The organism is Acidobacteriota bacterium (genome assembly GCA_040752915.1).
Lineage (GTDB): Bacteria > Acidobacteriota > UBA4820 > UBA4820 > DSQY01 > JBFLVU01.
This window is the reverse complement of record JBFMHB010000005.1, coordinates 16,104-38,010: the sequence shown is the minus strand read 5'-3', so window position 1 is coordinate 38,010 and position 21,907 is coordinate 16,104. Positions and strand designations below refer to the sequence as shown.

The window sequence follows — 21,907 nt, the reverse complement described above, 5'->3', positions numbered from 1 at the left end:
CTCAGCCCCCCGGGCCCAGGGCGTCGGCCTCGTGGAGGAATGCGTCCACGAGCTTCTCGACTTCGCCCTCGAGGACCTTGACGACGACCTCGTCGCCGGCCTCCAGCACGGTGACGGCCAAACGCTTGAGGTCCGCCGCAGGGAGCTGGTTGAGGGCCGATTTTACGGGCTTTTCGGTGGTCTCGATGAGGACGTCGGCCTGGTCGGCGAAGTGCTTCCGGATGAGCTTGAGGGTCAGGGTTTCGTCCTCGATCGCCAGCTTGCCCTTGGCCTTCCGGTACCCCACCTGCACCCCGTGGGCCACGCGGGTCCGGGGCTTGCTGAAGAGGGATGGGTTTTCTTCGACGGCCTTGCGCAGGGTTGCCTTGGCGCCGGCGGCCACGGCGGCCCGCCGCAGGAGATTGGGGACCATGGCCCGCTTGGCCTGGCGGATGGCCCCTTCGAGTACGTCAAGGTCCCGTCTCAGGTCCTCGCAGGCGGCAGCATAGGCCTCCGCCATGCGCTCGATGTCGGACAAGGCGAGGGCCCCGCTCACGTCCGGACTCCGGAGACGAAGGGAAGGAGGTTTGCGCCCCCCTCGGGGCAACAGCCGGCGAGGGCCGGGAGGCCCGGTTTCAATACGGGCGCCGCCCGCAGGGCGGTGACGAGGAGGCCCTCGTAGTGCCGGGGGTTGGTAAGGTAGCGTTCGAAGGTCAGGCCCGTGCGGGACAGGCCCATCGCAGTGAAGCGCTCCCCGTAGTGGTCGAGGTGTTCGTCGCTGTACGTCATGCGCCCGTCTCTCCCTGGGGGCGTGGCGCCCAGCGGCCGTCGGCCCTTTGGAGGGCGGCGAAGGCGCGGGCCCACTCCCGGAATCTCTCGCCCGCCAATTGCAGGGCGAGACTCGTCTGCTTGAGGGTGTCCTCGTGGACGGAGCCCTGGAGCATTTCTTCGGACAGGAGGTTCCGATAGGAAACGAAGATCCGCAGGGCCTCGTCGGCCTCGAGGCGGAAGGAGGCTTCGACCTCGGCGAAGACGGCCGCGGGGGGAGGGGGCATGGCCCCCTCCCCGGTCCGGGATTCCACGAGGTGGAGACGCCCGCTCACGGCACCACCACCTGCACGGCATGGCCGCGCTTGGGGGTCATTCGGTCGTATCCGGTGCCCTTGAAGCGGAGCTTCAAGGCGTAGTGCCAGGTGCCGGGACCCGGCGTGTCCGTCGTGGTGGGGGCCGTTACGACGGAGCCGACGTTGGCGAAGGAGATCCCGTCGGCGGAGCGCTGGAGTTGGTAGCCGGTGACCAGGCCTGCGGCCGCCTCCGGCGGGGCGGACCAGGTGAGGGTGACAATCCCCGCGTCCACCGTGGCGGTGGGCTCTGGGACTTCGCGCATGGTGCAGGTGCCCTCGGCCACACTGGCGGAGGCGAGGAGGGTGCCGACGGCGAAGAAGGCCCGCTGGTCGAGGGTGTTCTCGTCGGACCAGTAGAGGACGGCCCCCACGATTTCCGCCCCTTCGTCGGGGCAGACGCCCCCGGGCCAGGAGGTGTTCGCGACCCCGGAGAGGCACGAGGAGAAGTGCCCGTTGGCGTAATGGAGGGCCCCCTGGCTTCCGCCCACGGCGACGGTGGCGTCGGACGAGAGCCAGAAGGACACGTAGCCCGCCTGCTGCCAGAGGTTGGTGGGGTCCTCGGGGCCCAAGACCTCGAGGCGGGCCGAGCCCCCGACGGTGCAGGGCATGGGCTGCCCCAGCGCGGGGAGCGCCAGGGCGGCCATGAACAGGAGAAGGAGGGCTTTTCTCATGTGCGGTCCTTCTGGGTGTCGCGGCCCTCGGCGAACTCGAGCCGGAGCATGGGGCCGAGGAGCTCGTGGTGGAGGGGCGATCCCGCGAGGACGGCCCGAAGCTGTACGGTGCGGGCGCCGGCCATGGGAGGCATGAGGCCGCCGGCGTCGGGGGCGACAGGCTTTCCGTCCACAAGGATCTCCCATCGGGCGACGAGGGATTCCTCGATGGCGGGCTTGGGGAAGGTCGTGGTGGCGCCGTCCCCGACGTTCCAGACCTCGCCCTGCTCCCAGGTGACGGGCGCCAGCGCCCCGGTGGTCCCGGGTGCCAGCCAGATGTGCTGGCAGACGGTGAGGCCCCCGGGGCCCTGGCCGTAGAGAATCCAGTCGCCCGTCTTCAACGCCTCGGGAACGTGGGCCTTGAACTGCCAAACGTAGGTGTCGAGGTCCCCGAGGTAGGCACACCGGACGGGCACCTCGAAGTCGCTGGCCGCCACGGGGTAGGCCGTGAGGGTCGCGGCCCGCAGGGGGAAGAAGGCCGGATCCATGGTCCAGGCCATCTTGACCGGCGGATCGGCCGCCAGCAGGTGGGCCCAGGAGACGGCGATCGTGGCCAGGATCGCCAGGACGATTGCCACCACGGGCGTCCACTGTTCGATGTACCAGAGCACTTTGCGCATGGGCTCCCTTTTCAACGCCGCAGGGGCGAGGTGGAGGACTTGGAAAAGTCCGACAGGCCGGATTTGTAGACGAGGCGGTAGAAGTAGAAGACGTACCAGTTGGCGGGGACGGCGGTGATGTCGTCCTGGATCTCCAGGGTGGTGGGCGGGTGGGTGGCGAGGAGGGTCATGGTTTCGGCGTCGGCCACGCCCAGGTACGAGCGGTACCATTGGATGCCCTGTACGGCCCCGGCCGTGTCCTGCGGGGGCGCGGTGATCGTGACGGTGGCGACATTCCCGTCCCGGCTCACGGCCGGCGCCGACAGTTCTCTGGCGGTGGAGGCGGTGACCGTTTCGTCCCCCCCGGCGGGGGTGTGGGTGACCCCCGCGTAGTAGCCCGAGTGGAGCCAGGTGTTGGGTTTGGCTTCGTCCGGCTGGCCGGAGAGCCAGACCTCGCGGCCCACGGCGCCCCCGGGTGTGGGGAAGTTCTCCAGGTCGTAGAGGAAGGTCGAGGAGGAGGACCGGGAGCCCGGCATCTGCCACCCGTTGTCGCGTCCGATGACCTCGGCGCGGGGGTCCAAGTTGAACTGGGAGCCGTTCGACACGTCCATTCGCAGCACCTGGCTGCGGTCCCGGGGCCTTTCTCGATACTCGTGCCGGACGGTTTTGAGCTTGCGGGAGAATCCGGGGGCCGGGGCCTCCCCGGGTAGGGCATAGACGCGGTAGAACTCGTTCACCGCCACGCCCAGGACCGTGCGGGTGATGGCGCCGTAGTCCCGCCATCCCGTGCTGCCGAGAGGCAGGACGGCCACGACTTTCTCTGCCCTGAACTTGGGCTGGAGCACGCCGCGGCACACGACGTACCGGTAGGCGCTCGCGGGGGTAGTGGTCCAGGTCAGGACCACGTCCGCGCCGTCTTTGGTGCAGCGGAGGTCCGTCACGGGACGGGTGGGGCGGGCCAGCGACCCGAAGCCGGCGAGGGTCGGCACCGCTGTCGCGAGCAGAAGGGCCAGGCTGAGGAAAATCCGCTTCATCCAGGCCTCCTTAGTAGTAGAGGATCCAGCCGCGCAGCACGGTGGTCTTCGTGGCCGCGCAGACGTATCCGAGGCTCGTGAGGGCCACGGGGACCTGGACCTCCTCATTGGGCTTGAGCACGAACCCGTCTGTGGTGGTGGCCGCCAGGTTGAGGGCGAGGTAGACGTCCTCGGTCCCGTCGTTGGTTACCACGAGGAAGACGCCCTGCTTGCCCACGGGGAGGGTCACCGTCGCCGCGACGTCCGAGGCCGTGACCGAGAAGGGCTTGGCCCGGTCCCCGAGATAGCGGTTGGGGATCGCGCCCAGGGCCGGAAGGGCGGCCAGCGCCAGGAGCGCCGCCGCGAGAAGCACCGCGAGAATCTTCTTCATTCGTCACCTCCGAGATCTGCGAAGGCTCCCGACACGTGCGAGGCGGTGACCCGTTCACCGCCCGCCGCGATGGTCGCCATCTTCAGGGTCTGCATCAGTTGCCTGAGCCCGCCGTCCTTGGCGGCGATGCCCAGGAGGCGCGTGCGGGCCGGCGCGTCTACAGGGGCCACCCATGCGTCGAGGAGCGCCTCGGCGTCGGGGCCCGCGGTCTGGTTCACAAGCTTCACGCGGTGGCCCAACCGGCTGAACAGCTGGGCGAATTCGGCCGTTCGGGTCCCGACCATCTGCGTGTAGACGCGCTCGTTCCCGAGGAGGGCCAGGCCGATGCCGGCGGCGTCGTGGATGGCCCGCAGGGTCTCCAGGGACTCGACGGTGAGGTGCTGGGCCTCGTCCACGATGAGCAGGCCCCGCGTGCCGGCGAGCCGCTCTACCACGGAGCGCTCCATGTCCGTGGGCCAGATGCTCGCCTTGAGGCCCAGGGTGCGGCAGAGGACCTTGAGGAGGCCTCCTGGCTTCCGGCTGGTGGGGCTCACGGTGGCCAGGAAAACGGACGACGCGGCCGTCGCATAGTGCCGCGCCGCCGTGGACTTCCCGAGCCCCGCCCCGCCGTACACGACGGCCATAGACCGCCCTGCCTGGGCGTAGGCGAGGGCCGCGAGCACCCTCCTGGAGGTGGGCGTCGGGAAGAACACGTCCTCCCCGGGGAGGATCCGGTCCAGCGCGCGCTGGGATTCCCGGGTCCGGACCCACCGGAGGACCTTCGCCTCGAACTCCTCTCGAGCTCCGGCGCAAGTCCCATCTTTGAGGTACTGGTTCACGTACGAGGGATTGGTGCCCACCTCCCGGGCGATCTTCGCCTGGGAGAGGCCCGACTCGGCTACCTCCTCCGCGAATCGCCGGCGGAGATCCTCTCCATCGAGGGGTTCCACCACGTTGAGCTCCTGCTTCTGCGTCTGCGTCATGATCACCTCCTATTCCGGTCGGGCGCCAAAGGCCGGCTCCAGCATGCTGGGCGGCATCAGCGCTTCCATGCGTTCTTGAAAGGACATCCGGACCTGGTTGGCGTCGGTCAGGTCGGGCGTTGCCTTCGGCGGCGGCTCGCCCGGGGTGGCCGGGACGAGGGCCAGGGCGGAGCGGGGAGCGAGGGGGGCGTCCCCGGGGAGGGCCCGGACCTTTCGCCCGAGGGCCTCCATCCGCACGTGGGCATCGGCCGCCGCGTGGACCGCCCGGATCTTCTGCTGGCGCATCCGCTTCCACACGCGGGCGTCGGCCGTATTCTGGAAGCCCAGGTTCCTCAAGGGCTCCGCCACGCACAGGAAGCCCCCGTCCATGGTCCGGACCTGCACGGGGCGGTCGAGGTGGTCCGGATCGAACCACACGGTCACCATCTCTCCGGGGAGACGGTAGAGCAGATCATGGGCGTACCTTGGCTTGGCTCCGTGGGGCCCCACCCCGGCCCGGAGGGCGATCTCGCCTGTGCGGCGGTTGATGGTGGCCACTTCGCACCGCAGGCGCCACAGGTCCCGTGTTTCCTCGGGGCACCGCCGGAGCCCGGCGTGCTGTACGCTGGCCTCCCACGCCTGGTCGTAGGAGAGGCGGCGCCCACAGACCTGGGTCCGCCGCTGGGGAATGGCGTTGTACCGGACGATCTCCTCCGCGAGAACCTCTTCCACTTCCCACGAGGGGACGGCCGTGGCCGTCGAGAAGCCTCGCCCGTGGAAGCGCGGGTTGTGGCGGACCATCTTGTGGAGGTCCCGGAATGAGCGCTCCACGGGCTTCTGTCCAGGGGAGGCAAGGTCCGTGTCGGGGTTGGTCCAATAGACGGAGATCTGCGAGAGCACCAATAGGCCCACGGGATCCGTCCAGGGGTTGTTCTTGAACCGGTGGCGGTGGGGGCTTTGGCCCGTCACGCACTTGTTCGCCATGGCCCGGGTGTTATCGATCTGGAGGGTCTCCGGCCAACAGACGCCCAATAGGTCGTAGACCGCCCCGCAGATGAGGTCCGTGCACTCGGTCTCGCCCAGCCGGCCCGCGACGATCCGGCCCGAATGGATGTCTCGGGCGCACAGGGCCACGGCGGCGTTGGTGGCGGGCGTTTCGCCGGGGAACTGCACCCATAGGCTGTCGAGCTTCAGGCCGTCGAGGCTCATGGCCTGGCCCGCAGGGACCCCCGTCTTGTCCACACGCGCCTGGGGCAGGCGCGCCCGGAGGGCTTCGGAGCCCTCTCGGAGATAGGTCGCGACCAGCGGGTCCACCTGCTGGCGGAAACGCCGGCGGAGGGCGGCCTCTGAGGGCACCCTCCAGCCCCTCTCCGGGGCCAGGTCCATCGCGCGGCGGTAGATGTCCGCGAATTCGGGCTGGGAGCGGTCCAGGTAGGCCGCCTTGAACCACTCCCACGCCGCCTCCGTCACCGGGGCCAAGGCCGTCCGGCCCTGGTAGCGGCCCACCAGGGCCGAGGGCCAGAGGTCCTTGGGCAAACCCTCCACCCGCCGCCACCAGGCCCGTAGGGTCCACAGGCTCAGCCCGAGGGCCGTGGACGTCTGGTCGAGGGCCTCCGTCAAGGTCAGGCCCTGCGCCAGAAGGAGATGCACCGCCAGCACGGCGTCGCGCCGGTGGAGGGCATCGAGGCGCGTCCCGTGGTGGACGTCCCCCCACGTGGAGCGTAGGGCCGTCTCGCTCGGGCCTCCCTTGGAAAAAGACCCCCGGCGGGTAGGCGGGGGCCCGCCGGGGGAAGAGGTGAGGATACGAGGGGCGGCTTCGGTCCCTTCCTCTTTATAGAAGGAAGGGGTGCCCGCCGCCCCCGGGGGGGAGGAGGCGGCGGGCGGGGCCTCCGCGCAGGGGGGCGCGGAGGGCTTCGAGACGGGGGGGGGCTCCTGGGGCATTTGCCCCAGTTCGGCCTCCACCAACTGCTTCGTTCTCCACACAGCGTACCGGGTGGGACCTGGCTCGGGGAGAGTCCATGCGTCCAGGTAGAGGACCCGCTTTTTCCCCTCCCGGACCACCCGCGTTGTGAAATCTACAGTAGATTTTTTCCGGGCGCGGAGCATTCGGCACTTGAGTGCGTGTCCAGTTATTCCAACCAGCGAGCCTCCGAAGGAGAGAGTCACCCAGGCGGGCCCTTCGGCGCGCATCCGCGCAAGTGCCTCTTCGCACAGGCACTTCCGTTCAGAGGCTCGCGAGCCTCTGAAGATTCCGGAGCGAGCCTCTGACGAGGGGGTTTCAGAGGCTCGTTTTGCCGTTTTCACAAACCCCTGGCGCGGGCTCACCGTCGGCCCCCGAGAAGGCCCCAAAGAAACCGGGCGAGGAGGGCGGGGCCGCGGCGCGCAGAGTGGCCCCCAGGCGGGGGGTGCGCCGTCGCGCGAACCCTCGCCCTGCCTTTGTCTGGGGCCTTCGTGGGCTTCTGGGTCGCCGTTGGGCGCGGTGCCGTGCGGACCGAAGCGGGCGTGAGAGCAGGCGTCTTGGGCGCGGCCTTGGGAGCCTGGGGGGGTGGCGCCGGCGGGCGGATCGGCCCAGGCCGCTCCACGGGCTCCGGCCGGGAGGGCGCGCCCTCTCCCCACACGGGCCGCCAGTTGGGACAGGCCTCGCCAGCACACCGGTGGGCCTCGCGCCGTCCGCTCTGGAGCCAACCCTTCGCCTCGTGCTCGCACGTCCCCGGCGGCAGGAGCATGCGCTTGGCGGGGCACGCCACGTCCTCGGGCCCGCGCGGGATCCGCGTCAGGTCCGTCCTCGAAAGGCCCTCGCTCATTCAGTGTCTCCCATGATGCGTTTGAGGTCCCGGATCTTCTTTGCGGCTTCGTCCTTCACGCGCTCCAGCCGGCCGATCTCTGCATTCAGCGCGTCCCGCCCCAAAAGGAGCCGCCCGCCCCGCAGGTCCGCCAGCCACCGCGTGAAGGCGTGGCTCTCGCAGGCCGCTTCGAGAACGGGCGCCAGGCAGAAGGGCATGTTGAATTCCTCGCGGCCCTCCGAGGCGTACGCGTCGAGCATGTACTTGGAGATCTCCCGCCCCGACAGCCGCGACATCTCCGCCGCCACGGCGTGGCGGTCCGCGGGCATGGCCTTCAAGACCTCCCCCACCAGGTGGGAGACCGCCGCCCGGTAGTCCATCGTCGCCGACAGGGGCTCCGCCGGCGACGGGATCTCGAAGAGGCATGGGATCAGCGCTTCAGCCTTCCGACGGATCATGCCCCCCCCTCCTCCGGGAACCTAGCGGACGCGGATCATCCCGCGGTTCGCCTGGTTCTTGATGGCGCGCAGCAGCCACTGGATCTCGGCGTGGATCTCGTCCGGCGTGGCGCTCTGCCGCCACTTGGCGCGCTCGATGGCGTCGAAGCGCGTGGGGCCGGCCTGGGAGAGGCCCCAGTACGCGCACTGGGCCTGGACCTCGGGGCCGCAGTGGCCCCGGATCTGCATCCCGTCCACGAGGACCTGGTCGAGTTCTGTGAGGGTCTTGATGCGGTGGTTGTAGCGGTCTCCGAAGAGGTGGGCCAGGGTCAACCGCATCCCCTCGTTGGCGTAACGCTCCGCCTCGGCGTGCGTGAGCCGGGCTTGGGTCAATGGGTCGTCCTGGGCCGCCTTCGCGCGGAAGTAGCAGCACACGAGCCCCCGCTGGATCTGCCAGGCGATGGGGTCGTCGAAGACCTTTACCAGGAGGAGGTAGCCCGTTTCGGCGAGAAGGATGAGGTGGCCCCGGTGGCCGCCTCTTTGGTCCAACGTTCCCGTCCGAACCAAACTTGAAAGTGCCGGTGCGCTCGCCCACTCGTCGTAGCGCACTTCAAAGTAGTCTTCGCCAAAGACAAACTCATCACGATGGGCCCGAAATCTCCGCCCTGCTGAGTCGTCTTGCTTCCCATGCAGCTCGTCCACCTGGCGCAGCGTCAGCACGCGCTGGCCCTGGTACTCCACGGGGAGGATCTCGCGCTCTCCAACCTTCACGACCTCGGCCATGCGACCTCCCTCTAGCGCCGTTCCGGCGCTGGATATTGCGCGGCTTCTTGTTGGGCTTTATGCTTCTTCGGTGAATACCCGAGCGGACGGCCACGCTTCCGGTTCGGTTTCCCGTCGGGGCCGTAGCGCTCGGGCCAGAGCTGTTCGGGGCGGACGCCGAGAGCGTCGGCGATGATGCGCTCCCACTTGGGCATCGGGGTACGCAGGCATTGGCACGCCGAGCTCCGGCCCACTCCGTGCTGTTTGGATAGGGCCTCGATCGTGTGGCCGCTCTGGTGGAGGGCATACAGGATCCACTCGCCCCTGGCGCGTTTGTCGAGAGGGAGGAACCGTAGCAGTTGGGTGGTGTTCATTACGCCTCCTTTCGTAAATATAGCTGGGCTAAATCTCAAAATCAAGAGGGTCTAAAGTGACGGTGCGCAATGGCTCATAACGCCAGCATGAACAAGGAGATAGCGGTTAGGTTGAAGAGCTTTGTTCACGCCTTAGGCTGTAAACAGAAGGATATAGCCCAATCTTTGGGCATCACGCCCGGCGCACTCAGTGCCGCAATTACTGGCCAGAACTATCTCTCTCTTGACAGGCTAGGGATTCTCGCGACTATTTATCGCCTCAATATTCAATGGCTCTTAACTGGCGAGGGAGGCATGTTTGTTGGGGGCCCGGCCGCCGACGCGGCGCGGATCGCGGCGCCGGCGGCCAAGCCCTTTGTGGGCGCTGGCCGTCCCGGGCGCATGTTCACCGCCCCCGCGCCCGACCCCATCACCCAACTCGAGCGCCTGGCTGTCCTAAAAGAGAAGGGTCTCTTGACCGACGACGAGCTCGCCGCCCTCAAAGCGAAGATACTTAGTAGTTAGAGCCATTTAGCCGCATCGACGTTTATGTAATTCACAAACCGCGCCCCCCGCCGATGCCCTCCCCGGGACTCCGGCCGATTTAAACGCCCTCAAACGCCTATCCATGGGCATTTCAATACCGTCCGCATCTTCACCCTGCCTTTCGCCACCTTGGGGCAAAACCAAGTGATGCCTCAACCCGCTTTCCACAACATTTCCACATTTCGCCTCCGCCTGGTATTGCCCCACTCACATCCCGCCGGTGGTTCCCCAACCCTTTTCCCTCCAACCACTTCCCGCCATTTCCCGCCTCATCCCGCTTCTTCCCGGAAAAGGCAAAACCAAGAGCAAGCCTTCATTGGAACAGGGGAGGTGCAATCAGGACATGGATAACCCATTTGGTTCACGACACGGGGAACACCCAGGCCCCTCCCGTGTCTACCGATTCCGCCTCCTCGTGCTTGCGGTGCGCACGCCCCGGCCCCCCTTCGGCGGCGTCCCTCCTCCCCTGCTCACCTACTCTTCTCCTATTCCCCTACTCACTGACTCACTTACTCACCTTGATCCATGTGGTAGATTCTTCCTTTCCGAGGAGGCCGCAATGAAGGTCTTCGAAATCCAGGGTTCCTTCGGGCTGGAAAACCTCAAGGCCGCCGAGCGCGAGACGCCCCGGCCGGGACGGGGCCAGGTTCTCGTGCGCCTCCAGGCCGCCTCGCTGAACTTCCGCGATCTCATGACCGTGAGGGGCTCCTACAATCCCCGCCAGCCCCTCCCCCTCATCCCCTGCTCCGACGGGGCCGGGGTCGTGGAGGAAGTGGGCGAGGACGTGGCTTCCGTACGCCCTGGAGACCGCGTCATGGGGACCTTCTGCCAGGGCTGGCTCGCCGGCGAACCCACGGCGGAGGCCCGCAAGACCACCCTCGGAGGCCCCCTGGACGGCTGTCTCGCCCAGTACGTCCTCCTCTCCGAGGGTGGATGCGTCCCCGTGCCTCCCCACCTCTCCCCCGAGGAGGCCGCCTGCCTCCCCTGCGCCGCCCTCACCGCGTGGAACGCCCTCTTCGAGGGGCCCCGCCCTCTCCTGCCCGGCCAGACGGTCCTCGTCCTCGGCACCGGGGGCGTCTCCGTCTTCGCCCTCCAGTTCGCCGAGTCGGCGGGCGCCCGCGTCCTGATCACCTCGGGGAGCGACGAGAAGATCGCCCGGGCCCTCGAGCTGGGCGCCGAGGCGGGCTTCAACTACGCCCGGGACCCCGACTGGGACAAGGCCGTCCTGAAGGCCACGTCGGGCGAAGGCGTGGACCACGTCATCGAGGTGGGCGGCGCCGGCACCTTCGAGCGCTCCCTCAAGGCCGCGCGCATTGGCGGCCAGGTCTCCATGATCGGCGTCCTCTCGGGCGCCTCCGCCCCCGTCGCCGTCACCTGGCTCCTCATGAAGAGCGTCACCGTTCGGGGCATCTTCGTCGGCAGCCGCGAGATGTTCCTCCGCATGAACCGCGCCGTCTCCGCCTCCGGCCTCCGCCCCGTCCTCGGGCGCCTCTTCCCCTTCGACGAGGCCCCCGACGCCTTCCGCCTCATGGAGCGGGGCGGCCACTTCGGCAAGATCGTCGTAGGATGGTGATGCGCCTCCACATACGCATCGCTCATACTCTGATGGAGAGCGGGAGGCAAGCCCCCATGCGCAACTCGTGGTTCGTGACGGGATCGTTGATTTGGGCCCTGGCGGCGCACGGCGCGGGAGTATGCGCCCAGGCATCCCAAGAAAGCGACAGGGCCCAGGTCTCCTCGACGTCCTGCGAAACCGAGGCGGCGCCCGCCCTGCCCGGGAGCCGCGTTCACCGGCCTCCGGCCGGGACGCCCGCGCGAGCCGTGTACGACCGGATGGCCTACGTTTTCGGGAATCTCCGCCAGACCGAGTACGTCCACCACGCCCAATCGGTCATGGCGGAGGACGACGGGATTTACAAGTACGACTGTTCCGGATTCGTGGGCGAGTTCGTGCTGGAGCCGGCCTCCCCCCTCCACTACGCGGACCTCCTCGCCAATTCGCTGAGGCTTCATCCGCCGGACCCAACGGATCCCGACGACCCCGACCTCCGCCCCCGGGCCTGGGGATTCTACGACTACTTCCGGGAGATCCTGGCCGGCCGCTCGGAAAACTGCAACGCGCTCTGGTACGTCTTCACCGATCACCAGAAGATCCAGCCGGGGGACATCCTCGTCGTGCGCTATTCGGACGCCTGGCGCTCCTTCATGGAGGGCAAGTCCTGCGGGAGCCAGAGCACGGGCCACGTCATGCTGGCCTGGACCTTTCCGGTGGCCTCGACGGTAAACCAGGACGAATTCTGGATCTACGTCATTGACTCGGCGGAGAGCGGACACGGCAAGGACACGAGACGAAGCTCCTACGACGACGTCTCTGCGTCCGACGGCGTGGGCAAAGGGAAGATGTGGTACGGCTACGATTCTACCCGCCGCCCGGTTGCGTACCGCTGGGCCAGCGCCAGCGGATGCGCCTACACGCTCACGACCGGGCGCTCCACCTGCGGCTACGACTCCGGCGATACGGACTATTGCAAGGACAGCGACAACAGCGATCTGCGCCACGAATACTACGAGAGGCTCGAAGGCATCCTCCTAGCGCGCCCCATCGCTTCGGGCGCCTGCCCGGCCCCCTAGAGGCGAGAGACGTCAGACGGGAGGCGAGGGACGGGAGACGAAAGGACTTCGCGTCAGGATCCAATCCACCCGATCCGGAATGTCGCAATACAAGACCTGACCCTTGCCCCTTAGCGGCCGATGCTCGCATCGGCCGAAGGGCCGGCCCTTGGCGAGCAAGGGCCGCTACACTGGGGGCCTTCGTAGGCGGGCGGCCGCGGAGGGCCGCCCCTACGATGAGAGAAGGCCTTTGAGGGCGAACCTCGGCGTCGGGCGACGCCTCCCACAGCGGCAGGCGCGCGGGGGCTGTGCTTCGGACCCTCGCTGTGGCCGACCGACCGGAGGGAGGGAGGCGCGTCCCGACGCCGATGGCCCTAAGGCAAGGAAGGCGAGGCGCCCGCACCGGAATCGTACTTTCCGTACGTTGAGGATGCGGGCGCCGAAGGCGCCGGGCCGGAGAGGGCGAGGACATTTGGGATTTGTGATTTGGGATTTGGGATTTGGGATTGAGAAAACCTCGGCGTCGGGCGACGCCTCTTACAGGGCATGAAGCGTGAAAGCGGAGCCCAGGAGGTCCAGGACTCCGGCCGGAACGTTCGTGGCGGTTCGAAACTAGCGCAGGAGGGCCTTGGCGATGACCATGCGCTGGGCCTCGGAGGTGCCCTCGTAGATGGTGGTCACGCGCACGTCGCGGTAGAAGCGCTCCACGGCGTACTCGCGGCTGTACCCGTAGGCGCCGTGGACCTGGACGGCGGCGTCGCAGACCTGCTTGGCGGCCTCGCTGGCGTAAAGCTTGGCCATGCTGGAGGCCAGGCCGAGGGAGGGCGACGAGGCGTCCTTCAGGGCGGCGGCCCGGTAGGTGAGCAGGCGAGCGGCGTCCAGCGCCGTGGCCGACTCGGCGAGCATGAACTGGATGGCCTGGTGCTCGCACAGGGGCTTGCCGAAGGTCTGCCGCTCCTTCGAGTAGCGCACCGCCTCCTCGAAGGCGCCCTGGCCGATGCCCACGGCCTGGGCGGCGATGCCGATGCGCGAGGCGTCGAGGGTCTGCAGGGCGATCTTCAGCCCCATCCCCTCCTCCCCGAGGAGATTCTCGGCTGGCACCCGGCAGTCCTCGAAGGCCACGCCCGAGGTGATGGAGGCCTTGAGGCCCATCTTCTTCTCTTCGGGAAGGAAGACCAGGCCCGGCGCGGGCGCCTCCACCACGAAGGCCGACGTTCCGCGCGCGCCCTTGGAGGGGTCCGTCACGGCCACCACGACGAAGGTGCGCCCCACGTGCGTGTTCGTGATCCAGGCCTTGGCGCCGTTGAGGACGTAGGCGTCCCCGTCCCGGACGGCGCGCGTGCGGATGCCGCCGGCGTCGGTGCCGGCCCCCGGCTCCGTCAGGCAGAAGCCGCCCAGGCGCTCGCCCTTGGCCAGCGGCGGGAGGAAGCGCTCCCGCTGGGCGGGCGTTCCGAAGCGGAGGATGGGCTCCTGGCAGACGGAATTGGTCACCGACACCGTGACGGCGGTGGAGGCGCACACCCGCGCCAGCTCCTCGATGGCCACCGCGTAGGCCACCGTGTCGAGCCCCGATCCCCCCAGGGATTCGGGGACGACCATTCCCAGAAGGCCCAGTTCCGCCAGGCCCGGAAGGAGGTCCGCGATGAAGGCCCCCTCGGCGTCGCGCCGGGCCACGCCTGGGCGGATCTTCTCCTCGGCGAAGGCGCGGACCATGTCCCGGATCATCTTCTGGTCGTCGTTCAGTTCGAAATCCATGGGTCGGCTCCGGACGGCGCCCGCCGTCTCACTTGAAGAACTTGGCCACGTCGAGGAACAGCACGGCCACCGAAAAGAGGATGAGCAGGACGAAGCCCACCTGGAGGATACGGTCCTTCACGGCCATGGGCAGGTCCCGCCGGAAGAGCCCCTCCGCGGCCAGCACGATGATCTGCCCCCCGTCGAGACCGGGGATGGGAAGGAGGTTGATGAAGGCCAGTTGGAGGGAGATCACGGCCACGAGCATGAGCAGGTTGTAGAGCCCCGTGCGGGCCACCTTCCCCGTGATGTAGGCGATGCTCACGGGCCCCGAGAGGGCGCTCAGGCCCACCTGGCGGGTCACGAGGCGCTTGAGGGTGCGGTAGGCGAGGGTGGACTGCTGGAGGGTGAGGGAGGCGGCCTTGGCGAAGTTGGAGGGGAAGGGGTACCGGGTCCACACCGACTCCTGGGGGGCGATGCCCAGGAGGTACCGTCCCGCCTCGGCGTTGTACTCGGGGGCGACCTCCACCTCGCGGCGGCTCCCCTCCCGCTCCACCACGAGGCGCCGGGGCGCGCCATCAGAGGAGGCCATGGCCCGCTGGAACTCGTCCCAATAGGCGAAGGTCTGCCCGTCGAGGGAGACGATGCGGTCCCCCGGCGCGAGGCCCGCGCGCAGGGCCGGAGAGGGGTCCGCCACGGCCCCGATGACGGGAGGCAGGGCCGGAAAGACGCCGATTTCCCCCACGGGCTGCTTGAGGAAGGTGGCCGCCACGGGCTCGACCCTCACGGAGAGGGTCTCCCCGCCCCGCAGGAGGACGAGTTCGTAGGGCTTCTGGTTGAGGGCGATCTCTTCCCGCGCGTCGTCCCAGTTGGAGACCTTCCGGGACCCGAGCCGCACCAGCACGTCGCCCGGACGGACGCCCGCCTTCTCGGCGGGGAGGCCGGGCGCCACGAAGCCCACGCGGGGCTCCCGCTCCCGCAGGAGGGACTCCTCCACCCCGTGCCAGACGAGCCCCGCGAAAAGGCCGTAGGCCAGGAGGGCATTGAAGGTCACGCCCATGACGAGGACCAGAAAGCGGCGCCACCTCGGCATCTCGTAGAAGGGCCTGCCGGGCCCCGCGTCCGCCGGCGCCTCGTCGTCCGGGCCCGCCTCGCCCCGGAATTTGACGAAGCCCCCCATGGGGATCCAGCGGATCTGCCACCTGTTGTAGGCGCCCTTCCGGTCCAGAAGCCGCGGGCCGAAGCCGATGCTGAAGGCGTCCACGGCGAAGCCTTGGAGCCGGCCCGCCAGGTAGTGGCCCATCTCGTGGACGAGGATCAGCGCGCCCAGGACCAGGAGAAACAGGAGGATCGTGAGCGCCGATTCGAGGACCATCACGTGAGTCGCTCCGGATGCTCGAGGAAGGCGAGCGCCGCGGCGCGGCTGGCCTTGTCCAGGGCCAGGATGTGCTCGAGGCTCGCGAGGGTGGTGGGGACCGTGGCGTCGAGCACCCGCCGGATCAGGCGCGGGATGCCGCCGAAGGAGAGCCTCTTCTCGAGGAAGGCCCCCACGGCCACCTCGTTCGCGGCGTTGAGGGCCACCTTGTGGGCCTCAGAAGTCTGGGCCGCCTGCCGGGCGAGGGAGAGGCAGGGGAAGCGCTTCTCGTCGGGAGCCGAGAAGGTCAGGCCCGCGATGTGGGCGAGGTCCAGCCGGGGCATGGGGCAAGGCTTGCGCACGGGATACGTGAGGGCGTACTGGACGGGCAGGGCCATGTCCGCCTCCGCGAGCTGGGCGAGGACGGAGCCGTCCACGAACTCCACCAGCGAGTGGACGATGCTCTCCCTGTGCATGAGGACGGAGATCCGGTCCACGGGGAGGGAGAAGAGGTGGTGGGCCTCGATGACCTCCAGGCCCTTGTTCATCATGGTGGCCGAATCCACGGTGATCTTGGGGCCCATCTGCCACGTGGGGTGGCGCAGGACCTGCTCGGGGGAAGCCCCCTCCAGATCCTCCAGGGGGCAATCCCTCAAGGCCCCGCCCGAAGCCGTGAGGAGGACGCGGAGGATGTGCTTGGCGCTCTCGCCCCGGGAGCACTGGTACACCGCGCAGTGCTCGCTGTCCACGGGGAGGATCTCGGCCCCCGACCGCCGCGCCCCGTCCATGACGAGGCGCCCCGCCATGACGAGGGCCTCCTTGTTGGCCAGGGCCACGCGCTTGCCCTTCTGGACGGCCTTGAAGGTGGGAGCGAGGCCTTCGGCGCCCACGATGGCGGCGATCACGGTGCGGGCGTCGGGCGCGTCGGCCACCACCGTGTTCCCGTGGGGACCGTAGGCCACTTCCAGGCGAGGGAAACGCGCCCTGATCCTCCGGGCATCCTCGCCGGAGGCGACGGAGACGACGGACGGCGAGAACTCCTGGATCTGCTCCATGAGGCGGTCGGCCCGGCGGCCCGCGGCGAGCCCCACCACGTGAAAGGACTCCCTCAGTTCGCGCAGGACCCTGAGGGCCGTCTCGCCGACGCTCCCCGTGGAGCCGAGGATGACGACGCCCTGGCTCATGCGAGGATGGCCTGGTGGTAGTAGAAGAGGATGGGGCCGTTGAAGAAGACGCTGTCGAGCCGGTCCAGGACGCCTCCGTGACCGGGCAGGAGCCCGGACGAGTCCTTCACGCCCGCCTTCCGCTTGAGGGCCGACTCGAACAGGTCGCCCATCATGCCAAAGACCGGGAAGATCAGGCCCAGGACCGCCACGTCCACCCATTCCAGCGCGGCCAGGCCGAGAACCTTGCCGACGGCGACTCCGAGGAGCCCACCCGCCACGTTCGCGGCGGCGCCTTCCCAGGTCTTCTTGGGAGAAACGCGCTCGTTGAGCTTGTGCTTCCCGAAGGCCTTGCCGACGTAGTAGGCCAGGGAGTCGCCCGGCCAGACGCCCAGGGCGAGGAGGAAGACCAGCCCCACGCCGCCGCGCTCCAGGCGCAGGCGGAGGATGTAGGCCAGCAGGAAGCCCACGTAGAGGGCCCCGAAGAGGGTCACGGACGCCGAAACGAGGGTCTTTCCCAGATCGGCGCGGCGGAAGAGGCCCAGGATCAGGAGGATGAGCAGGCCGGCCGCGAGCACTTCGTCCACCGTGAAGACGTCGGGCCAGGCCACGGGGAGCAGGAAGGCCGCCGCCAGGAGAGCGAGGGTCTTCCGGAAGGGCTCCAGCTCGGTGGCCTGGGCGATGCGCCCGAGCTCCCAGCCCGCAAGCAGGATGGCGACGGCCACGAAAGCCCCGAAGAAGCCGGGGTGGGGAGCAAGCAGACTCCCGAGGAAGAGGGGGATCAGCACGAGCGCCGTAAGGATGCGCTTCACCGGGGCCTCGCCTTTCCCGAAGGGCCTCGGGCGGCCGCCCCCGAAACGCCGCCGTAACGCCTGTCCCGCCTCTGGAAGTCCAGCACCGCCTCGTAGAAGTGCTGCTCCCGGAAGTCCGGCCAGAGGACGTCGAGGATGACCAGTTCGGCGTAGGCGATTTGCCAGAGCAGAAAATTGCTGATCCGGTACTCCCCGCTCGTGCGGATGAGCAGGTCCGGGTCCGGGAGGTCGGGGGCGTAGAGGTGGCGCCCCAGCTCCTCGGGCTGGACGGGCCCGCCGTTTCCGGCCGCCAACCTCTCCTTGAGGAGGGCGCCGCAGGCGTCCGCGATCTCCGTCCGGCCGCCGTAGGAGAGGGCCAGGGTGAGGGTCCACTTGCCGTCGCGGGTCTTCTCCTCGAGATCGCGGATGAGCTTCTGGTTGCGGGCGGGCAGATCCTCGAGGCGCCCGATGGTCCGCAAGCGGATCCCGTTTTCGAGGAGGCGGTGGGCCTCGTCGGTGAGGAACTTGTGGAGGAGGCGGAAGAGGGCGTGGACCTCGGGCTGGGGCCGCTTCCAGTTCTCCATGGAGAAGGCGTAGAGGGTGAGGTTCCGGACGCCAAGGTTGGAGGCCGCCGTGACGGCGTCCTTCACGGCCTCGATGCCCGCCTTGTGACCCTCGATGCGGGGCAGGCCCCTCGCCGTGGCCCAGCGCCCGTTCCCATCCATGATGATGGCCACGTGCCCGGGGATGTTTTGGGGGTCCACGAGCCTGAGCAGCGGATGGGGCTCTTTTTCGGACGGAGCGGGTCCGTGGGCCATGGCCTTCCTTCCTCGAAAGACCTTACCACGAAAGGGCTAGGCCCGCAACGCGCGAGGGATCGCGGTCCGACGTCCCATCGGGACCGGCCGTCAGGGGCAGGAGGGGGCGCTGCGGGGAGCGCCGTCGGAGCGGGTCCCGAGGGAAGCGCCGCAGGCGTTCCGGGACCGGACGAGGTAATAGGCCACGCCCGACGGCGCGTCCCCGTCGGAAGCCGTGAGGGCCGCCGTTCCGGAGGCGACGCAGACGGCGGCCGAGAAATCCGCCGGATCGGCGCTCCGAAGGAGGTCGTAGACGACCTCCGTGCCGCCGGGGGCCGAGGGCGCCTGCCAGGAGAGAACCGTGGTCCCCGCCCACGAGAGGGTCAGGTTTCGGGCCTCGCTGGGCGCGCTGTAGGCCGAGCCGTCGGCGGGGGCGCAGTCCGCGAGGTTTCCCGAGCCGTCGCCGTCGCTGTCGAGGGTGAAGAGGCGCTGGGCGTCCACGATGCCGTGGCCGAAGGTGTTGTTGGGGATGGAGGATCCGGGGACGCCGCCGCAGGTCTGGGTGGAGGTCTTTGGGTCCGCCGTGGAGGCCAGGAGGAATTCCACGGCGTCCACGTCGCCCTTGAGGTCGGGGCGCGCCGAGAGGAGGAGGGCCACCACGCCCGCCACGTGGGGCCCCGCCATGCTCGTGCCGCTTAAGGTGGCGTACGTGCTCGTCGGGTAGGAGGAGCGCACCGAGGTGCCCGGGGCCGTCACGTCGGGCTTGAGGCGGTTGCTCCCGTCCACGGTGACAGGGCCGCGGCTGCTGGAGGTTGCGATGGCGTCGGTGCCCGTCGTGTTGCCCACGGAGAAGGCGGCGTCGTAGATCGCCGGAGGATCCGCCACGCTCCCGCAGGAACTTCCGGAGTTGCCCGCAGACGCCACCACCACGATGCCCGCCGCCCGGGCGCTCTCCACCACGGCCTTCAATATGTCCGGGTAGGTGCATCCCTCGGAGTACGGACAGCCCCAGGAGTTGTTGATGACGTCGGGGGCGAGGCTCGGATCTGCGTTTTCGCCGTCGAGGTCCGTGGGGGCCAAGAACCACTGGAAGCACTCCGTGTAGGTGGCGGGTGTGCCGTTGCCCCGGTCCATGTTGCGGCAGCCGATCCACACGGCCCCCGGCGCCACGCCGATCTGGTTGCTTCCCCCGTCGTCCCCGACCATGGTGCCCATGGTGTGGGTCCCGTGGCCATGATCGTCGCAGGGCACGAGGGAATCGGCGCCGCAGGACCCACCGCCCGAGTGGATGGCGTCGTGCCAGTTGAAATCGTGGTCCGCCGTCGTCCCGTTCCAGCCCCGGTAGTGGGGCCTCAAGGCCGGGTGGTTCCACTGGTAGCCCGTGTCCTGCCCGGCCACCACCACGCCCCGGCCCGTGTAGCCCAGGCCCCAGGCGTAGGGGGCGTTGACGCGCGAGACGCCCCACTCCACGGCCAGGGGCTCGCGGCCCGCCGCCTCCTCTTCGGGCAGTCGGGCGCCCACGTGGGGGTTCGGAACGATCCGGTCCACTTCCGCCCGCGAGGCCGCGGCCGACAGCGCGTCGAGGCCGCCCCGGACCCAGACCATGTTGGCGATCCAGAAGGGCCGCACCTCCGCCCCGAGGCCCGCCAGTTCCGCGAGCAAGGGCCCCTGGCTCCTCTCCGCCGTCTCCCTCAGGCGCTCCACCACGAAGCGTCCCTTCTCCTCCTTTGTGCGGAGTGTCCGCGCCGCCGACAGGTCAGCCTGCTCTTTCATGAGGACGAGGAATTCGGCCGATCCCGCCTCGGCCTCGCGAAGGACCGCGGGGTCCACCTTCTCCGACGGCCACGCCCCCCCCGGAGATCCGGCGCCAACCCCGAGGGCCCACAGGCCGACAACGAGAACCGCCGCCGCGCGCTTCATCCGCCGCCTCCCATTAGAGAATGGCGTTTCACGCCCCGGTTGGCAAGGGAGGTATGGGGGATGGGGATTTGAGATTTCGGATTTGGGACTGGGGATTTGGGAAATCGGATTGGAGAAGAACGGAAGGTGACGGCTTCGGGTGGGTAGGGCGGAATCAGGAACACAAAGAACCGGCGAGTCCGCGGGGGGGCAAGGGTAAGGACGTGGGACAAACGACTGCAACGGCGGGAAACGTGGAAATGAGCGAGAGGGCGGCCGCGAAGGCCCGCCCCCGGTCGAATCCGCCGCCGAACGGGCCTCTCGTTCGGAGGTGTGTCAGGAGACTTCGTACTTCTTCCGGCCCTCGATGTAGAGGTCGCCTCCGTGGCAGTCGGTGACGACCACCAGGGGCATGTCCTCCACCTCGAGTCGCCGAACCGCCTCGGGGCCCAGGTCCTCGTACGCAATGACGTCGCACTTCTTGATGCACTTGGCGATGAGGGCCGCGGCCCCGCCCGTGGCGCCCAGGTAGACCACCTTGTGCTTCGCCATGGCTTCCTTCACGGCGTCGCTTCGCTTGCCCTTGGCGATCATGCCCTTCATGCCGATCTCCATGAGCCGCGGGGCGTAGGGGTCCATGCGGTAGGCCGTCGTGGGACCCGCCGAGCCGATGACGTTTCCCGGCTTGGTGGGGCTCGGACCGACGTAGTAGACCAGGGAACCCTTGATGTCGAAGGGCAGGGGCTGGCCCTTGTCGAGGCCCTCGATCATGCGCTTGTGGGCGGCGTCCCGGGCCGTGTAGATCACGCCCGAGAGGCGGACGCTGTCGCCGATCCGGAGCTTCTCCACATCCCCGTCCGTGAGGGGCGTCTTCAACGTGTATTCGGCCATCTTCCGCTCCTCAGAGTTCCACTTCGCCGTGCCGGTCGGCGTGGCAGTTCACGTTCACGGCCACCGGCAGGGCCACGAGGTGGCAGGGGTAGACCTCGATGTTGACCCCCAGAACCGTCACCGTGCCGCCGTACCCCATGGGCCCGATGCCCAGCTTGTTCAGGCTGACCTTCAGTTCGTCCTCCAGGGCCGCGTAAAAGGGATCGGGGTTCCGGTGGAAGGGCGAGCGCATGGCGGCCTTCTTCGAAAGAATGCAGGATTTCTCGAAGGTGCCCCCGAGGCCCACGCCGATGACCAGGGGCGGGCAGGCGTTGGCGCCGCCCGCGGACACCGTTTCGAGGACGAACCGCTTGACCCCCTCAAGGCCGTCGGCGGGCTTGAGCATGGCCTGCTTGGACATGTTCTCGCTCCCGCCTCCCTTGGCGCCGAAGGTCAGTCGGATCTTGTCCCCGGGGACCACCTCGTAGTGGATCACGGCCGGCGTGTTGTCCCCGGTGTTCTTGCGCTGGATGGGGTCGTTCAGGATGGACTTGCGCAGGTACCCTTCCCCGTAGGCCTTCCGGATGCCCGCGTGGATGGCCTCCGTGAGGTTCCCCTCCACGCGCACGTCCTGCCCCACTTCGGCAAAGACGACGGCGAACCCCGTGTCCTGGCAGTAGGGCACGCATTCCTGGCGGGCGATGCGCGCGTTCTCCTGAATCTGGCGGATGACCTCCCGCCCGGCCTCGGACTTCTCCTGCGCAAGGGCCTCGTCGAAGGCCTTGAGCATGTCCGCGCCGATGTCGAAATTGGCGTTCATGGCCACCCTGGCCAGGGCCTCGGTGACCTCCTGAGCCTTCACCGTCCTCATGGGCCTCCCCCGTGCAGTGGAGGGCCCGGATCTCCAGGCCCCCGAAGGGTGGATGATACCCCCCACGGACCTCCGGTGACAAGTGCCGTCCTTGTCCCGCACAGGCCCCGTGTGGTGGTATACTCGGCTCAACGAGTCCGGCGGGGCCACGGCGTAGGTACGCCGCGGGACCGCTGGGGG

23 protein-coding genes are annotated in these 21,907 nt (G+C 68.7%); 3 read left to right on the top strand and 20 right to left on the bottom strand.

Annotated features, from left to right (window positions below; genetic code table 11):
- Nucleotide 1 precedes the first annotated feature (1 nt).
- From AB1824_01825 to AB1824_01770, 12 genes are all read right to left on the bottom strand, one after another.
- Nucleotides 2-535, bottom strand: a complete 534-nt coding sequence (locus AB1824_01825; GenBank protein ID MEW5763690.1) for a hypothetical protein — start codon at nucleotides 533-535, stop codon at nucleotides 2-4.
- Nucleotides 532-768 (bottom strand): hypothetical protein, encoded by a 237-nt coding sequence (locus tag AB1824_01820; protein MEW5763689.1) that lies wholly within the window; start codon nucleotides 766-768, stop codon nucleotides 532-534. The genes AB1824_01825 and AB1824_01820 overlap by 4 nt, the downstream gene beginning before the upstream one ends.
- Nucleotides 765-1,082, bottom strand: coding sequence for a hypothetical protein (locus AB1824_01815; protein MEW5763688.1), 318 nt, complete (start codon nucleotides 1,080-1,082; stop codon nucleotides 765-767). The genes AB1824_01820 and AB1824_01815 overlap by 4 nt, the downstream gene beginning before the upstream one ends.
- On the bottom strand, nucleotides 1,079-1,774 hold the full coding sequence (locus AB1824_01810; protein MEW5763687.1) for a hypothetical protein: 696 nt from the start codon (nucleotides 1,772-1,774) through the stop codon (nucleotides 1,079-1,081). The genes AB1824_01815 and AB1824_01810 overlap by 4 nt, the downstream gene beginning before the upstream one ends.
- Nucleotides 1,771-2,433, bottom strand: coding sequence for a hypothetical protein (locus AB1824_01805; GenBank protein MEW5763686.1), 663 nt, complete (start codon nucleotides 2,431-2,433; stop codon nucleotides 1,771-1,773). Before AB1824_01805 ends, AB1824_01810 begins: the two co-directional genes overlap by 4 nt.
- Before the next feature lie 11 nt (nucleotides 2,434-2,444).
- Nucleotides 2,445-3,446: a hypothetical protein gene (locus AB1824_01800; protein MEW5763685.1), complete on the bottom strand. Its 1,002-nt coding sequence runs from the start codon at nucleotides 3,444-3,446 to the stop codon at nucleotides 2,445-2,447.
- Between the two features lie 10 nt (nucleotides 3,447-3,456).
- On the bottom strand, nucleotides 3,457-3,816 hold the full coding sequence (locus AB1824_01795; GenBank protein ID MEW5763684.1) for a hypothetical protein: 360 nt from the start codon (nucleotides 3,814-3,816) through the stop codon (nucleotides 3,457-3,459).
- Complete coding sequence (locus AB1824_01790; protein MEW5763683.1) at nucleotides 3,813-4,778, bottom strand: AAA family ATPase; 966 nt, start codon at nucleotides 4,776-4,778, stop codon at nucleotides 3,813-3,815. Before AB1824_01790 ends, AB1824_01795 begins: the two co-directional genes overlap by 4 nt.
- A 9-nt stretch (nucleotides 4,779-4,787) precedes the next feature.
- Nucleotides 4,788-6,698, bottom strand: a complete 1,911-nt coding sequence (locus tag AB1824_01785; GenBank protein MEW5763682.1) for a DNA-binding domain-containing protein — start codon at nucleotides 6,696-6,698, stop codon at nucleotides 4,788-4,790.
- Nucleotides 6,699-7,557: 859 nt separating this feature from the next.
- The gene (locus AB1824_01780; GenBank protein MEW5763681.1) at nucleotides 7,558-7,998 is read right to left on the bottom strand and encodes a hypothetical protein; all 441 of its coding nucleotides are present in this window, start codon (nucleotides 7,996-7,998) and stop codon (nucleotides 7,558-7,560) included.
- A gap of 21 nt (nucleotides 7,999-8,019) precedes the next feature.
- The gene (locus AB1824_01775; protein MEW5763680.1) at nucleotides 8,020-8,760 is read right to left on the bottom strand and encodes an ORF6N domain-containing protein; all 741 of its coding nucleotides are present in this window, start codon (nucleotides 8,758-8,760) and stop codon (nucleotides 8,020-8,022) included.
- Between the two features lie 11 nt (nucleotides 8,761-8,771).
- Nucleotides 8,772-9,113, bottom strand: a complete 342-nt coding sequence (locus AB1824_01770; protein ID MEW5763679.1) for a helix-turn-helix domain-containing protein — start codon at nucleotides 9,111-9,113, stop codon at nucleotides 8,772-8,774.
- A gap of 87 nt (nucleotides 9,114-9,200) precedes the next feature.
- On the opposite strand from AB1824_01770, the gene AB1824_01765 reads away from it, so the two are divergent.
- The 3 genes from AB1824_01765 (at nucleotide 9,201) to AB1824_01755 (ending at nucleotide 12,269) form a co-directional block, all read left to right on the top strand.
- Complete coding sequence (locus AB1824_01765; protein MEW5763678.1) at nucleotides 9,201-9,617, top strand: helix-turn-helix domain-containing protein; 417 nt, start codon at nucleotides 9,201-9,203, stop codon at nucleotides 9,615-9,617.
- A 580-nt stretch (nucleotides 9,618-10,197) separates the two neighbouring features.
- Complete coding sequence (locus AB1824_01760; protein ID MEW5763677.1) at nucleotides 10,198-11,211, top strand: NAD(P)-dependent alcohol dehydrogenase; 1,014 nt, start codon at nucleotides 10,198-10,200, stop codon at nucleotides 11,209-11,211.
- A gap of 56 nt (nucleotides 11,212-11,267) precedes the next feature.
- Entirely contained in the window at nucleotides 11,268-12,269 is a 1,002-nt protein-coding gene (locus AB1824_01755) for a hypothetical protein (protein MEW5763676.1), read from the top strand.
- Nucleotides 12,270-12,860: 591 nt separating this feature from the next.
- Here the strand turns inward: AB1824_01755 and AB1824_01750 are convergent.
- The 8 genes from AB1824_01750 to AB1824_01715 form a co-directional block, all read right to left on the bottom strand.
- Nucleotides 12,861-14,003 (bottom strand): acyl-CoA dehydrogenase family protein, encoded by a 1,143-nt coding sequence (locus tag AB1824_01750; protein ID MEW5763675.1) that lies wholly within the window; start codon nucleotides 14,001-14,003, stop codon nucleotides 12,861-12,863.
- A 28-nt stretch (nucleotides 14,004-14,031) separates the two neighbouring features.
- The gene (gene rseP / locus AB1824_01745; protein ID MEW5763674.1) at nucleotides 14,032-15,357 is read right to left on the bottom strand and encodes an RIP metalloprotease RseP; all 1,326 of its coding nucleotides are present in this window, start codon (nucleotides 15,355-15,357) and stop codon (nucleotides 14,032-14,034) included.
- Nucleotides 15,357-16,520, bottom strand: coding sequence for a 1-deoxy-D-xylulose-5-phosphate reductoisomerase (dxr, locus tag AB1824_01740; protein ID MEW5763673.1), 1,164 nt, complete (start codon nucleotides 16,518-16,520; stop codon nucleotides 15,357-15,359). Before dxr ends, rseP begins: the two co-directional genes overlap by 1 nt.
- On the bottom strand, nucleotides 16,517-17,311 hold the full coding sequence (locus tag AB1824_01735; GenBank protein ID MEW5763672.1) for a phosphatidate cytidylyltransferase: 795 nt from the start codon (nucleotides 17,309-17,311) through the stop codon (nucleotides 16,517-16,519). Before AB1824_01735 ends, dxr begins: the two co-directional genes overlap by 4 nt.
- Complete coding sequence (gene uppS, locus AB1824_01730; GenBank protein MEW5763671.1) at nucleotides 17,308-18,108, bottom strand: polyprenyl diphosphate synthase; 801 nt, start codon at nucleotides 18,106-18,108, stop codon at nucleotides 17,308-17,310. Before uppS ends, AB1824_01735 begins: the two co-directional genes overlap by 4 nt.
- A gap of 90 nt (nucleotides 18,109-18,198) precedes the next feature.
- A complete protein-coding gene (locus tag AB1824_01725) occupies nucleotides 18,199-20,007 on the bottom strand; it encodes a S8 family serine peptidase (protein MEW5763670.1) in 1,809 nt (602 codons plus the stop codon).
- 315 nt (nucleotides 20,008-20,322) lie between these two features.
- Nucleotides 20,323-20,877, bottom strand: a complete 555-nt coding sequence (locus AB1824_01720) for a Fe-S-containing hydro-lyase (GenBank protein MEW5763669.1) — start codon at nucleotides 20,875-20,877, stop codon at nucleotides 20,323-20,325.
- A gap of 10 nt (nucleotides 20,878-20,887) precedes the next feature.
- Complete coding sequence (locus tag AB1824_01715; GenBank protein ID MEW5763668.1) at nucleotides 20,888-21,727, bottom strand: fumarate hydratase; 840 nt, start codon at nucleotides 21,725-21,727, stop codon at nucleotides 20,888-20,890.
- Nucleotides 21,728-21,907: the final 180 nt, after the last annotated feature.